Origin of the sequence: Kitasatospora sp. NPDC002227, assembly GCF_040296285.1 — a bacterium.
Taxonomy (GTDB): Bacteria; Actinomycetota; Actinomycetes; order Streptomycetales; family Streptomycetaceae; genus Kitasatospora.
The window spans coordinates 325,986-340,156 of record NZ_JBEOWY010000002.1; the positions used below are offsets into that span (position 1 = coordinate 325,986).

Consider the following 14,171-nt stretch of genomic DNA (forward strand, 5'->3'; position numbering starts at 1 on the left):
ATCACACAGCATAGTCAGCGCCACCCCTCGACGAGTTCACATGTGAACAGAGCAGTTTCGCGAATCAGTGTTGACAGCGTTCACAGCTGATGGTGTGATCTACCCATCGCCGGAAACGCCGGCCGCCCGACTCGCTCAAGGAGCAATCGCCATGCGCCGCACCGCCGCCCTGCTGCTCACCGCCGGCCTCGTCACCCTCGGCGCCACCGCCTGCGGCCCGACCGACTCCTCGGTCTCCACCACCGCCAAGACCTCCGCCGCCGCCCCCGCGAAGAGCTCCGCCGCCAAGAGCGACGCCAAGGGCTCGGCCGCCAAGCTTGGCGACACCATCGCGCTCAAGGGCAGCGAGGCCGGCACCACCGCCGACGTCACGGTGGTCAAGCTGGCCGACAACGCCGAGGGGGCCGACGAGTTCACCAAGCCCGCCGACGGCAAGCGCTTCGTCGCCGTCCAGTTCCGGATCAAGGCCACCGGCGCCAAGGGCTACAACGACGCCCCGCAGAACAGCGCCAAGCTGATCGACGCCCAGGGCCAGGCCTACGGCGCCGGCGTGGAGGACACCAAGGCCGGCCCGGCCTTCCAGGTGCCCGCCACCATCGCCTCCGGCGAGAGCGCGCTCGGCTTCGTCACCTTCGAGGTGCCCGCCGACGCCAAGCTCGCCAAGGTCCAGTTCGCCCTCGACAGCGGCTTCGCCCAGCAGACCGGCCAGTGGGCGCTGTGAACAGAGCCGTCGCACACAGCAGCGGCGGCCCCAGGAAACACCCTGAGACCGCCGCTCACCGAGGAAGCAGTGACTACTACTTCTTCGTCCCCGCCAGATCGTCGAAGATCGTGGTCAGGAACTCGGTGCACCACTGCAGCAGCTCCCGGCCGACCAGCGGCTTGCTGCCGATCCGCCCGCTGCCCGGCCGCGGCACCAGCGCCTGACGGGCTGTCGCCTTGACCTGGCTGCGCGGGTAGAGCCGGTTCAGCCGCAGCTCCTGCGACTCCCGCAGCTCCACCGGCCCGAACCGGACGTTCGAACCCTGCAGGGTGATGTCCGAGATCCCGCAGCGGCGGGCGTACAGCCGCAGCCCGGCCACCATCAGCAGGTTCTCCACCGGCTCCGGCAGCTTCCCGTACCGGTCCTTGAGCTCCTCGCGGACCTGCGCGATGTCCTCCTCCGAGTTGACCGCCGCGATCGAGCGGTACGCCTGCAGGCGCAGCCGCTCGCCGGGGGCGTAGTCGTGCGGCACGTGGGCGTCCACGGGCAGCTCGATCTTCACCTCCAGCGGCTCCTCCTCCACCACCGCTCCGCCGCTCGCCAGCGAGTCGCGGAACTCCGCGACGGCCTCCCCGACCATCCGCATGTAGAGGTCGAAGCCGACCCCGGCGATGTGCCCGGACTGCTCGCCGCCGAGCAGGTTGCCCGCGCCGCGGATCTCCAGGTCCTTCATCGCCACGTACATACCGGCACCCATCTCGGTGTGCTGGGCGATGGTGGCCAGGCGCTCGTGGGCCGTCTCGGTCAGCGGCTTCTCCGGCGGGTAGAGCATGTACGCGTAGCCGCGCTCGCGCCCACGGCCGACGCGGCCGCGCAGCTGGTGCAGCTGGGAGAGGCCGAAGGTGTCACCGCGCTCGACGATGAGCGTGTTGGCGTTGGAGATGTCGATGCCGGACTCCACGATCGTGGTGGAGACCAGCACGTCGAACTCCTTCTCCCAGAAGTCGACCACCACCTTCTCCAGCTGGCTCTCCCCCATCTGCCCGTGCGCGGTGGCAATCCGCGCCTCGGGCACCAGGTCCTTCAGCCGCGCCGCCGCCTTGTCGATCGACTCCACCCGGTTGTGGATGTAGAAGACCTGGCCCTCGCGCAGCAGTTCGCGCCGGATCGCCGCCGAGATCTGCTTCTCGTCGTAGGGGCCGACGAAGGTCAGCACCGGGTGCCGCTCCTCCGGCGGGGTGGTGATGGTGGACATCTCCCGGATGCCGGTGACGGCCATCTCCAGGGTGCGCGGGATCGGCGTGGCCGACATGGTCAGCACGTCCACGTTGGCCCGCAGCTTCTTCAGCTGCTCCTTGTGCTCGACACCGAACCGCTGCTCCTCGTCCACGATCACGAGCCCGAGGTCCTTGAACCGCGTCTCGCTGGAGAACAGCCGGTGCGTCCCGATCACGACGTCCACCGAGCCGTCGAACAGCCCCTCCAGGACGGCCTTCGCCTCGGCGTCGGTCTGGAACCGGGACAGCGCCTTCACGATCACCGGGAAGTTGGCGTACCGCTCGGCGAAAGTGGAGAAGTGCTGCTGCACAAGCAGCGTGGTCGGCACCAGGACGGCGACCTGCTTGCCGTCCTGCACGGCCTTGAAGGCGGCCCGCACCGCGATCTCGGTCTTGCCGTAGCCGACGTCGCCGCAGATCAGCCGGTCCATCGGGACCGACTTCTCCATGTCCGCCTTGACCTCGGCGATGGTGGTCAGCTGGTCGGGCGTCTCCGCGTACGGGAAGGCGTCCTCCAGCTCGCGCTGCCAGGGGGTGTCCGGGCCGAAGGTGTGGCCGGGGGCCGCCATCCGGGCCGAGTAGAGCTTGATCAGGTCGGCGGCGATCTCCTTGACCGCCTTCTTGGCCCGCTGCTTGGTCTTGGCCCAGTCCGCCCCGCCGAGCCGGTGCAGCGTCGGGGCCTCGCCGCCGACGTACTTGGTCACCTGGTCGAGCTGGTCGGTGGGCACGAAGAGCCGGTCGCCCGGGTGCCCCTTCTTCGCGGGGGCATACTCCAGCACCAGGTACTCGCGGGTCGCGCCCTGCACGGTGCGCTGCACCATCTCCACGTACCGGCCGACACCGTGCGCCTCGTGCACCACGTAGTCGCCGGCCTGCAGGGCCAGCGGGTCGATCGCGTTGCGGCGCCGGGAGGGCATCCGGCGCATGTCCTTGGTGGAGGACTTCTGGCCGGAGAGGTCGGTCTCGGTGACGACGGTGAGCTTGAGCGTCTCGTCCACGAAGCCGTGCTCGATCGAGCCGCAGGAGACGTGGACGACGTCCCGGGTCGGCGGCTCGGTCAGGTCGGCCACCAGGCGGGCCGGGATGCCCTCGTTGCCGAGCAGCTCGGCGAGGCGGGTGGCCGGGCCGTGGCCCTCGGTCACCATGACGACCCGCCAGTCGGCGGCCAGCCGCTCCTTGGCGTCGGCGATGGCCCGCGCGGTGTCGCCCCGGTAGGCCTCGACGGCGTGCATGCCGATGGTCAGGGTGGACGCGTCGAACTCCAGCGGGCCGTCGAGGGCCGAGTCGCTGGTCGCGAACGGGCTGACCGACCACCAGGGCAGGTCGATCTCGGCCGCGTGCTCGCGCACCTCGGCCAGCGAGCGGAGCGACGCGGCGGAGACGTCGATGGTCTCCAGGTCGATCGGCCGGTCGCCGCCGGCGGCCGCGGCCACCCAGGAGGCGTGCAGGAACTCCTGGCTGGTCGCCACCAGGTCGGCCGCCCGGGTGCGCACCCGCTCCGGGTCGCAGACCACGGCCACCGAACCGGACGGCAGCACGTCCATCAGCAGCTCCATGTCGTCCACCAGCACCGGGGCCAGCGACTCCATGCCCTCCACGGCGATGCCCTGGGCGATCTTGTCCAGGATCTCGCCCAGCTCCGGGTGGCTCTGCGCCAGCGCGGCGGCCCGCTCCCGCACCTCGTCGGTGAGCAGCAGCTCCCGGCACGGGGGCGCCCAGACGCCGTGCTCGGCGATCTCCAGCGAGCGCTGGTCGGCCACCTTGAAGTACCGGATCTCCTCGACCTCGTCACCCCAGAACTCCACCCGGAGCGGGTGCTCCTCGGTGGGCGGGAAGACGTCCAGGATGCCGCCGCGCACGGCGAACTCGCCGCGCTTCTCGACCAGCTCGACCCGGGCGTACGCGGCCGCGGCCAGCCGCCGGGCCACCGCGTCCAGGTCGTGCTGCTCGCCCCGCTGCAGCGCGACCGGCTCGAGCTCGGCCAGGCCCTTGACCTGCGGCTGCAGCACCGAGCGGACGGGCGCGACGATCACCTGCACGGGCCCGGCGGCCGGATCGTCCGCGCGCGGGTGCACGATCCGGCGCAGCACCGCGAGGCGGCGGCCGACCGTGTCGGAGCGGGGGGAGAGCCGCTCGTGCGGGAGGGTCTCCCAGGCGGGGTACTCGGCCACCGCGTCCGGCGGGAGCAGCGAGCGCAAGGAGGCCGCCAAGTCCTCGGCCTCGCGGCCGGTGGCGGTCACGGCGAGCACCGGGCGGCCGCGCTCCCCGGCCTCCCGGGCCAGCGAGCGGGCCAGCGCCGCCACCGCGAACGGCCGCGCGGCGGGCGGGCCGACCAGATCCAGGTGCTGTCGGCGCCCGGTGGCCGCGGCCTCGATCGCCTCGGCGAGGGCGGCATCCCGTACGACGACATCGAGCAGTCCGGCAAGGCTCATCGAGTTATTCGTCCCGTTGGCTCGGATGGTGCCCAGGCGCCGACTTCACCGGCCGGGCAACGCGAACAGCCCGGCACGCGGCGCGCCCGGGGTTCTCAAGACTACGCCGCGGAGCCGACGCCGGGTGGGGAGCGGGGCCGAGACGGTCGGGCGGGGCGAGCGGCAGGAAGAAATTTCAGCGTGATCTTGCGAGGAACCCCGGCCGTTCACGGCCGGAAGGTCCGCGACGCCTGCACCACGCTCGCGGCGAACATCCGGGCCGGGAACCTCGGCAGGCCCGGTTCCAAGCGCCGGATCAAGGCGGAGTCCAAGCCGGTCACCTTCCGGCCCGAGGCCGCGCAGCCGTATGACGACCGCTGCCTGTCCTGGCAGTTGGACCGGCAGACCGTCTCCGTCTGGGCCACCAGCGGCCGGTTGAGGAACGTCCGTCTCGCCTGCTCCCCAGGCGCGAGCGACCTTCGTGTGCCGCTCCTGCGGGACTGTCATGCACGCGGACGAAGGGGGCACCTCCCGGCCGAAGGCTGGGGGAGCGTCCCACAACATCGCCCGCAAGGGCGCTGCGGTGTGGACCGCGGGGCGTGAGTCACGCGTCCCAGCCACCGCACCATAGGTGGCTCAGACGGAGGAGGCCACGCAACAGCCAGCTGCGCCCCACCTCCGAGCCCGGTCCTTCAGGGCCGGGTCACGTTGACATCACATGGAATGGACATATTCCTGTCACTGTCTGTCCATGGTCGCCGTGCAGGATGGTGTTCGTGCCCGCCGCACCCAACCGTGGGGGATGGCTGCGACGGAGCCGGGTGCACCCCGATGGGGGTCGGGAGTGCACGAGGCCGGGCGGCCCTGGGTGGGGGCGCCCTGCCCATTCGCCGGGAGTCGTGGCGCCCTTTCCTGGCGGGCGCCACGACACCTGGTGACCTGCGGTTCTGCCGCCGCGCCGGGCCACCGGAATCCGGCCGCCGCCGGGGCACCCGAACTGTTTCGCCCGCACCCTTTCGCGGATTTCCCGAATTGCCGCCACCCGGGCTTTCTCTGACGCCTCGCCGGATCCCCGGACTCATATATCACGTACATGCCAATTCGGCGGCGGGAACGGCCGCGTGACGCAGCTCACCCCCGAGGCGCCGTTAACCGCTGGAGCCCCCGGAACGAGCGGGCTAGGGTCCGAACGGGCGCGGCCGCACTCCCCCATCCACGCCGCGCGGATTGGATCGTCAGCGTGGACCACCCAGCCCGCCGGAGCCGCCTGACGGCCGCCGTGCTCGCCGCCACGCTCGCCGTCCTGCTCACCGGCTGCGCCGCCGACCGGCACAAGGCCCCCGCCGACCGGCCGACCGAGCCGCCGGTCACCGGCACCCCGCAGGCCCCCGAGTCCGGCCAGGCCGGGATGGCCGCGCTGCCGCTTGCCGCCTACCAGCCCGACGACCGCACCCTCGAGGAGCAGGCCGGCATCCGCACCTCGCTGGCCGTCTCCTGCATGCACCGGGCCGGCTTCGGCTCCTTCACCGCCGACAACTACCGCAGCGGCGCCACCCCGGACGGCACCACCGCCCTGCCCGCCGGCGCCTGGGGCTACCTGGGCCCGGCCGACCAGGGCTTCCACCCCAAGGCGGCGGTCAAGGCGGCCCCGAAGGTCACCGACGACTCCGAGGCGTACGCGAGCGCCCGGGTCGAGTGCGACCGCCGGATAGCCGACGACTTCAAGCCCACCGACCAGCTCGGCACCGAACTGGTCAACCGGCTCTTCGCCGAGTCCCTCCAGGCCGCCGAACAGGACACCCGGGTGGTCGACGCGACCCGCGCCTGGTCCGCCTGCATGACCACCGCCGGCTTCCCGGCCACCACCCCCGAGGCCCTCCTCCAGCGCTACCGCACCGCCCCGGCCGTCACCCCCGCCGAACAGTCCGCCGCCCGCGCCGACGCCACCTGCACCACCAGCACCGACCTGGCCGGCCGCTACTTCGCCGTCCTGGCCGGCTACCAGCGCCAGCAGATCGCCAAGAACACCACGGCCCTGACCGACCACCAGCAGGCCCTCAAGGACCAGAACGCCCGCCTGGCGAAGCTGCTGAACCCGTAGGCCTAGGAGTTTGCTGAAGGTCTTTCTCCGGCCGCCCGCCTTGCCCGAGTTCGCCGGTAAATGTCGATCGGGGCAATCTGGTGCAAGCTGGGCGCGATTTCAAGATCGCCAGTGCACTCCTAGGCCCTCTCTTTCGGATCACGTCGGATCAGCGGGCGTCGTTGGGGTGCGTGCATCGGCGGCGCCCGCCCGGCGTGATCCGAAAGAGAGGGCCTAGCTCCGGCGGCGGCCCACCGTGTTGGGCAGGGTGTCGTAGCCCGAGGAGCCGTCGTCCACGATCACGATCTTCGGGACGATCCGGGTCTCCGGCTCCGGCTCGGTCACGGGCGGCGCCGGGGGCTTCGGCGGCACGGTCGGCAGCACCATGGTCCCGTCCGCCTCCGCCTTCTTCTCCCACGGCTTCTCCGGCACCGGCGCGATCTCCGGAGCGGCGGCAGCCTCCAGCGCGAGCGGCCCGGCCGCCGCCTCCGGCTCGATGGCACCGACCGCCGCACCCGTCAGCGCTGCCAGGGTCCCCTTGATGTGGTCCAGGTGCTGCTGCACGATCTCGTGCCGTGCCGCGAACTCCTTCTGCTCCCGCTCGCTCGCCGTCCGGATCCTGTCCGCCTCGCGCCGGGCCGCGTCCACCAGCTGGTCGGCCTTGGCCTGGGCCTCGACCTCGGTCTGCTTGATCTGGCCGAGCACCGTCTCCCGGTGCTGCTCGGCCTCCTTGAGCCGCCGCTCGGCCGTCGCCGAGATCTTGGTGTCCTCCGCGTCGGCCCGCGTCTCGGCCGCCGCGAACATCTCGTCCGCCCGGCGGCGCAGCTCGGCCAGCTTGCCCTCGGCCCGCTCCTCGGCCTCCGCCGCGCCGACCCGGATCTTGGCCGCGTCGGCCGTCGCGGCGTCCCGGATCGCCCGGGCGTCCGCGTCCGCCTCCGCCCGGATCCGCTCAGCCTCAGCCCGGCTCCGCTCGTCCGTCCGCCGCACGGCCTGGTCGGCCTCGCTGCGGGTGGTGACGGCGTACTCCTTGCTCTGCGCGTCCAGCAGCTGGCCCGCGTCGTACGTCGCGTCCCGCTCGTCCTCGGCGGCCCGCTCGGCCGCCTCCCGGACGGCCAGCGCCTCGGCCTCGGCGATGCCCATCAGCTTGGCGGCCTGCTCGCTCAGCACGCCGTAGTCCGGCTCCGGGGCGTCGGCGGCGGCCTGCCGCACGTCCGCGAGCCGCTTCTCCATCTCCCGGATGCCGGCGCCGAGCACGGCGAGGCGCTCCCAGGCGTTGTCCCGCTCGGCGGTCAGCGCCGCCAGCGCTTGGTCGACCTGCTCGGGCGCGTACCCCCTGCGGGCAGCCGTGAAGCCGGTCTGGGAGACGTCACTCATGGGCTCTTCCCCTCGTGCTCGCGGGCTGCGCAGCCCATCGCCGGATGATGATCGGAACGGCCTACTTCAGACCGTCCTCTTGACCTATTTTGCGCAGATCAACTCGAAACCCCAAGCAAGCCACCACCGCCCGCCCCGTCAGAACCACCCCGGGGGCAGAGCTCGGGCCCGGCCCGGCATCGCTGATCCATGTCGTACGACGCCGGGCCGGGCCCAGGGGGTTTCGCGGAGTGCCGCGGACTACATCACACCGTCCCAGAACTGCTCGATGAGCACGCTCCACCAGGTCTCCGGAGTCTGCAGCGCCGCCGGGTCGACGGCGGCCAGCTGGGCCTGGAAGTCGGTGGTCCAGCGGGCGGCCTGCTCGGGGGTGAGGCCGTAGCGCAGCGGCCACATCCGGCCGAGCAGGGCCAGGCTGCGGACGAACTCGGGGACGCCGGTGTTGACGAAGCGCGGCGCCTCGCCCGTGCCCGGGGTCAGGTCGACGGCGACCACGGCGGCCGTGCCGTACTGGACGCAGAGCTGACGGCCGTAGTCGTTGCCGAGCACCAGGTAGCCACCGAAGTCCGGCCCGGCGGGCAGCCCGCGCTCGGCGGCCAGCTCGGCCAGGGTCGGGATCGGGCGCCCCTCCTGGGCCTGGGCCCAGAAGAACGGCGTGAAGTCCCGCGGCAGCCCGGCCCACATCAGCGTCTGGGCCACCGCCTCAGGCACTCCCTGCCGCGCCACGGCCCGCTGCTCGAACCGGAACACGCCCGGCCCGAACCACTGCGTCAGCTCCGCCGCCAGCTGCTGCGGCGGGATCGGCGGCAGCGCGGGCACCGCCCCCGGCCCCGGCGGAGCCACCCGCACCGGGCGCGGCCGCTGCGGGGCGGCGGCCACCTGGTGCAGCTGGTCCAGGTGCTCGAGCAGCATCACCATCCCGGCCTGCCGGGCCTGGTGGTCCCGGCCGTACGGGGCGGTGTGGCTGATCCGGACGTTCGGCCAGGAGGCCCGCACCATCCGGCCGCAGTACCCGCCGGGCAGCTCGCAGCACTCCAGATCGGTGTGCAGCTCGAGCACCTGGTCCGGCGGCACGCCCAGCCGGCGCAGGTCCTGCATCGCCTTCCACTCCGGGTGCGGCGTGCCCGGCTCGCTGCGGTGGATCAGCTTCTGTTCCGAGCCGTCCGGGCCCCGGTAGCTGACCACCGCCACACTGCCCGGCCCGATCGAGGGCACGCCGGACGGCACGGCGGCCTGCGGCGCCTGCGGCACGTTCGGGTACCCGTACCCGGCGCCCGGCGCGGCATCGGCCACCGCCGGGGCCGGTACGGCGTGGGCGAGCTGGGTCGGCTCATGGGCGAGCGCCTCCGCAGGCGCCACCGGAGCCGACGGCACCCCCGGCGGCGGCGTGGCGCCGAGCGGACGGGCCGGCTCGGGTACGGCGTGGGCGAGCTGGGTGCTCTCGTGCGCGATCGCGGCGGCGGCCGGGTTCGGCCCGGTCAGCAGCGCGGCGGGCGGCGGTGGCGGCGGCGCGGTCGGATCCGCCTTCCCGGCCATCGCCGGCTGCGGCGGGGCCGGCACTCCAACGCCGACCGGCGGCGGCAACGGCACCGCCACCGCCCCCGGCGGAGGCGGCGGCGCAGCAGCCAACTCGGCCGCCGACGGCACATGCGGCCCCGCCACCCCACCGGCCCCGGGCTGCCCGGGGAACGGCGACGACGCAGACACACCGGGCTGCCCCGGCTGTCCGGGGAACGGCGACGACGCACCGGGCACCGGCGGCACACCAGGCTGCCCGGTCACCCCGGCGAGCGGCGGCACACCACCCGGCCCAGGCTGCCCAGGGAACGCCGGCGCACCGGGCACCCCGGGAACCGGCGGCACGCCGACGCCACCCGGCCCGACCGGCACAGCCCCTGCACCCGGCTGCCCAGGGAACGCCGGCACACCCGGCACCCCGGGAACCGGCGGAACATCAGGAGCCCCGGCACCGACCGTCGCACCCGCACCGCCCGGCTGCCCGGCAAACCCAGGCACCGGCGGCACACCAGGCACGCCCGCACCCCCCGGCACCGGCGGCACGCCGACGCCACCCGGGCCGGTCGGCGCAACACCTGCACCCGGCTGCCCGGCGAACGCCGGAGCGCCGGGGCCTCCCGGCATCCCCGGACCAGCGGGCACGCCAGGCGCACCAGGGAACGGCACCCCGCCCGGCCCCCCGGCAGCCCCAGGCATCCCGGGCACCGGCGGCACACCGGGAGCCCCGGCCACCCCAGGCCCACCCGGCTGGCCCGGAACACCCGGAACACCCGGAACCGGCGGCACAGCCCCGGGCCCACCAACCATCGGCGGCATGCCCGGCACCCCGCCACCCGCCGTACCGCCCTGCGACTGCGCGCCCTCCGGCGGAGCCGCGAGCATCGTCGGGGCATACCCCGCCGGCCGCTCCGAAGCGGGCGGTGCCGTGAAGACCTTCGGCTCCTCCTCGACGGCGTCCGCGGCAGCGTCCGCGGCGGGTTCCTCCGCCCCCGGCGGCGGGCCCAGCCGGGCCGCCTCGGCGGCGATCGCGGCCTCGCCCGCGTCCTTGACCCACTGCGGGGGGCTGAGCCGGAAGGAGGTGGCCTCGACCGAGCCCGTCACGGGCTTGGCCGCACCGGCCGGGTTCGGCTCACCGGGAGTCCCGTAGGTCTCCTCGAAGAGCTGGACGACCTCGTTGACCGGCAGCGGCGGCCAGAGCGTGCTGGCCCCGCCGTCCCGCGCGATGACCAGGCGAGGGCCGCCGTCCCCGGGCTCCCCGGCCCAGCAGACGAAGCCCAGGTCGAACTCCCGGACCCGCACCTCCCGCAGACCGGACCGCGGCACCCCGGCGTTGACCCAGTCCTCGGCCAGCTCCTTCGCCTGCGCGTACGTCACCACGACCGGCCCACCCCACCCTTCAGAAGAACGAACATCAGCCGGCCGCCACAGCCCGGGCGAACCCGCCGTCCACCATCATCGCGGCCACCGTCTCCAGCTCCGGCGGGCTGCCCGCCAGCCGCAGCAGGAACTCGTCGAAGTCCGCGCCGCAGGGCAGCAGCAGCCGCTCCACCCGCGCCTCGGGGCTCTCCGCCGGATCGCCGCCGTCCCGCGCGTCGTCGTAGAGGCAGAACCACACCGACCCGACGCCCTCGCCCCGGACCTTGAGCGCGAGCAGCCCGCCCTGGACGTACGCGATGCCCAGGTAGTCCTTGGTGAGGTGGTCGCGCAGGCACTTGTTCGCGTACACCAGGTCCTGGACGCCGTACTCCTCGCTCAGCGTCAGGAACGGCTGGTCGAGCAGCAGCCCGAGCCCGGTGTCCAGCGCGACCCCGACCGGGGCTCGGCCGCCGGCCAGCTTCAGGAAGGAGCGGTAGGCGGGCGGCAGCTCGTGGCCCAGCCGCTGCTCGGCGCTCTGCACCAGGTCCTCGGTGACGGCCAGCGGGTCGCCGCCGTCCTTGGCGAGGGAGAAGTGCGCCGGGCGGTGCTGCTGCAGCGGGCTGGTGCCGCGGCGGCCGTGGTCGGCCTGCGAGCGGGCCAGGCCGCCGTGGTGGCGCAGCAGGGCCTTGACCTCGACCGGCACCAGCTCCATCCGGCGCCAGCCGGGGGCGGCGCGCCCGGCCACGTGGTGCCAGGTCCAGCCGGCGGGCGTGCCCACGGCGGTGTCCTGGTCGGCCCAGAGCGGGTGGCCCTGGGTGTAGAGGGCGGCGTTGGCCGAGACGTAGTCGGTGAGCCGCAGCTCGTCCACGCCGAGGCCGGGCGGCGGGTCGGCCACCTCGGCGACGGCGGCGGCGTACGGGCTGAAGTCCGGGTGACCGTACTCGTCGATCCGGACCCCGGCGGGGTGCTTCGCGGCCCGCACCGGGTCCGGGAAGTTCACCACCTGGCCCGCGTACGCCCCGTTGGGCGCCAGGGCGCCGGGCTGGCCTGTCGTCATCTGCGTGCCCCCGCTGCGTGCATCCGGTCTGATGCGCACCAGCCTATTGGGTGGCGGCCAGGCCGCAGGCCGCCACCCAAGGGACGGTCAGATCCGGGCCAGCGCCTTGGCGAGCACCTCCGCCACCCGGGTCTGCTGGTCCTCGGTGATCTGCGGGAAGAGCGGCAGGGTGAGGATCTCGCCCGCCGCCTTCTCCGTGACGGGGAAGCTGCCCGCGCCGTGGCCGAGGTGGGCGAAGGCGGGCTGGAGGTGGACCGGCACGGGGTAGTGCACGCCCGCGCCGATGCCCTCGGCCTGCAGGGCCGCCAGCACCTCGTCCCGGCCGCGCTCCAGCCGCACCGCGTACAGGTGCCAGACGTGCTCGTTGCCGGGCATGGTCAGCGGCGTGGTGAGGCCGCCGAGCTCGTCGAGGCCGCTGAGCAGCTCGTCGTAGCGGGCGGCGGCGGTCCGGCGGGCCTCGTTCCAGGCCGGCAGGCGGCGCAGTTTGGCCCGCAGCACCACCGCCTGCAGGGTGTCCATCCGCGAGTTGAACCCGAAGCGCTCGTGGACGTACTTCACGCCCGAGCCGTGGTCGCCGATCAGCCGCACGGCCTTGGCCAGCTCCGCGTCGTCGGTGACGACGGCACCGGCGTCGCCGTAGGCGCCGAGGTTCTTGCCCGGATAGAAGCTGGTGGCGGAGATCCGGCCCCAGGAGCCGGAGACCCGGCCGTGCCGCAGGGCCCCCTGGGACTGCGCGCCGTCCTCGATCACCGGCAGCTCCCCGGCGACCTCAAGCAGCTGCTCCATCGGCGCGAGCTGCCCGTTGAGGTGGACGGGCATCAGTGCCGCCGCCTCGCCGAGCCGGTCGGCCACCGCGGCCGGGTCGGTCAGCAGGAACGCGGGGTCGACATCGACCAGCACCGGCCGCAGCCCGGCCCGCACCACGGCCTCGGCGGTGGCCACGAAGGTGTTCGCGGGCAGCACCACGCCCGCGCCCTCGGGCAGTTCGAGCGCGCGCAGGGCGAGCTCCAGGGCGTCGGTGCCGTTGGCCGTGCCGACGGCGTGCCGGACGCCGCTGAAGGCCGCGTACTCGGCCTCGAACTCGGCGACGTCCGGCCCCTTGATGTAGGCCCCCGAACTCAGCACCCGGTCGAAGCCCTCCCGCACCTCCTCCGCGACCTCGGCGTGCGCGGCTTGCAGATCGACCAGCGGGACGGCGGCGGCCATACAGGGGCCTGACCTCTCTTGAGTGGACGGGGCTTCCTATGAAGTGGAACGGTCAGAGCGCGGCGCGCAGCGCGGCCACCACGGTGTCCTGCTGCTGCTCGGTGAGCGAGTGGTAGAGCGGCAGGATGAGCGACCGGGCGGTGAGCAACTCCGTGGCGGGCAGCGGCACTCGGGTCGTGCCCTTGTACGGCGCCTCCAGGTGGGCGGCCATGATGCCGCGCCGGGCCGAGACCCCCGCCTCGGCGAGCCGGGCCAGTACGTCGGTGCGGTCCGGGGCGCCCTCGGGCAGCAGCAGCCAGCAGGACTGGTAGTTGCCCTGGCCGTGCTCCGGGTCGGTGACCATCCGCTCGGCCAGCCCGCCCAGCAACTCGCGGTAGCGGTCCGCGAGTTGGCGGCGACGGGCGACCATCTCGGGCAGCTTGCGCAGCTGCACCAGGCCGATCGCGGCCTGGATGTCGGTCATCCGGTAGTTGTAGCCGATCTCGTCGTAGGTCTCGACCACGGCCGCACCGCCCCCGGCGGCGTGCCGGTCGGCGGCCGAGACGCTCATCCCGTGCTCGCGCAACCGCCGCAGCCGGGCGGCGAGTTCGCCGTCCTGGCAGGTGATCATGCCGCCCTCCCCGGTGGTGAGCAGCTTGCGGGGGTGGAAGGAGTACGCGGCGAGCTCGGCCGTGGCGCCGGCCGGGCGCCCCCGGTAGAGCGCCCCGGCGGCGCAGGCGGCGTCCTCCACCACTGGGACCCCGAGCGCCCGCAGGGCGTCCAGGTCGACCGGCACGCCGCCCTGGTCCACCGCGAGTACGGCCTTCGTCCGGGCGGTCAGCAGCGGCTGGACGGTCTGCGCGGTGAGATTGCCACTGGCCGGGTCGACGTCGGCGAAGACCGGGGTGGCGCCGAGGTAGGCGACGGCATTGGCGGTGGCGATGAAGGAGAGCGAGGGCACCACGACCTCGTCGCCGGGGCCGACACCCGCGCCGATCAGGGCGAGGTGCAGGGCCGTGGTGCAGGAGGAGACGGCGACGGCGTGCGGTGCGCCGAGGTGCTCGGCGAAGGCCCGCTCGAACTCGGCGACGCGGGGGCCCTGGGCCACCCAGCCGGAACGGACGGCCTCGGCGGCGGCCTGGGCCTCCTCCTCGCCGAGCCAGGGGATCATGACGGGGATCGTGGACACGCGAATTCTCCGAAGGTCGAT

Annotated in this window: 8 protein-coding genes and 1 pseudogene; 3 read left to right on the forward strand and 6 right to left on the reverse strand. The window is 73.7% G+C overall.

Going from position 1 to position 14,171, the window contains the following annotated elements; translation table 11 throughout:
* Nucleotides 1–151 precede the first annotated feature (151 nt).
* Entirely contained in the window at nucleotides 152–721 is a 570-nt protein-coding gene (locus ABT095_RS03320; protein ID WP_350527539.1) for a DUF4352 domain-containing protein, read from the forward strand.
* A 76-nt stretch (nucleotides 722–797) separates the two neighbouring features.
* Here ABT095_RS03320 and mfd read toward each other — a convergent pair whose 3' ends face one another.
* A complete protein-coding gene (mfd, locus tag ABT095_RS03325; protein ID WP_350527540.1) occupies nucleotides 798–4,412 on the reverse strand; it encodes a transcription-repair coupling factor in 3,615 nt (1,204 codons plus the stop codon).
* Nucleotides 4,413–4,625: 213 nt separating this feature from the next.
* Here mfd and ABT095_RS03330 point away from each other — a divergent pair.
* Together ABT095_RS03330 and ABT095_RS03335 are read left to right on the forward strand one after the other, a co-directional pair.
* Nucleotides 4,626–4,862: pseudogene (locus tag ABT095_RS03330) on the forward strand (RNA-guided endonuclease TnpB family protein); the annotation flags it as partial.
* 769 nt (nucleotides 4,863–5,631) lie between these two features.
* Entirely contained in the window at nucleotides 5,632–6,492 is an 861-nt protein-coding gene (locus ABT095_RS03335) for a hypothetical protein (protein ID WP_350527541.1), read from the forward strand.
* Nucleotides 6,493–6,705: 213 nt separating this feature from the next.
* On the opposite strand, the gene ABT095_RS03340 is transcribed toward ABT095_RS03335, so the two are convergent.
* The 5 genes from ABT095_RS03340 to ABT095_RS03360 all read right to left on the reverse strand — a co-directional run bounded on the left by ABT095_RS03340 (nucleotide 6,706) and on the right by ABT095_RS03360 (nucleotide 14,150).
* On the reverse strand, nucleotides 6,706–7,845 hold the full coding sequence (locus tag ABT095_RS03340) for a coiled-coil domain-containing protein (RefSeq protein ID WP_350527542.1): 1,140 nt from the start codon (nucleotides 7,843–7,845) through the stop codon (nucleotides 6,706–6,708).
* A gap of 240 nt (nucleotides 7,846–8,085) precedes the next feature.
* Nucleotides 8,086–10,740, reverse strand: a complete 2,655-nt coding sequence (locus tag ABT095_RS03345) for an SUKH-4 family immunity protein (protein ID WP_350527543.1) — start codon at nucleotides 10,738–10,740, stop codon at nucleotides 8,086–8,088.
* Between the two features lie 34 nt (nucleotides 10,741–10,774).
* Nucleotides 10,775–11,776, reverse strand: a complete 1,002-nt coding sequence (locus ABT095_RS03350; protein ID WP_350527544.1) for an SMI1/KNR4 family protein — start codon at nucleotides 11,774–11,776, stop codon at nucleotides 10,775–10,777.
* Nucleotides 11,777–11,863: 87 nt separating this feature from the next.
* Nucleotides 11,864–12,982 (reverse strand): DegT/DnrJ/EryC1/StrS family aminotransferase, encoded by a 1,119-nt coding sequence (locus ABT095_RS03355; protein ID WP_350527545.1) that lies wholly within the window; start codon nucleotides 12,980–12,982, stop codon nucleotides 11,864–11,866.
* 52 nt (nucleotides 12,983–13,034) lie between these two features.
* Nucleotides 13,035–14,150, reverse strand: coding sequence for a DegT/DnrJ/EryC1/StrS family aminotransferase (locus ABT095_RS03360; RefSeq protein ID WP_350527546.1), 1,116 nt, complete (start codon nucleotides 14,148–14,150; stop codon nucleotides 13,035–13,037).
* Nucleotides 14,151–14,171: the final 21 nt, after the last annotated feature.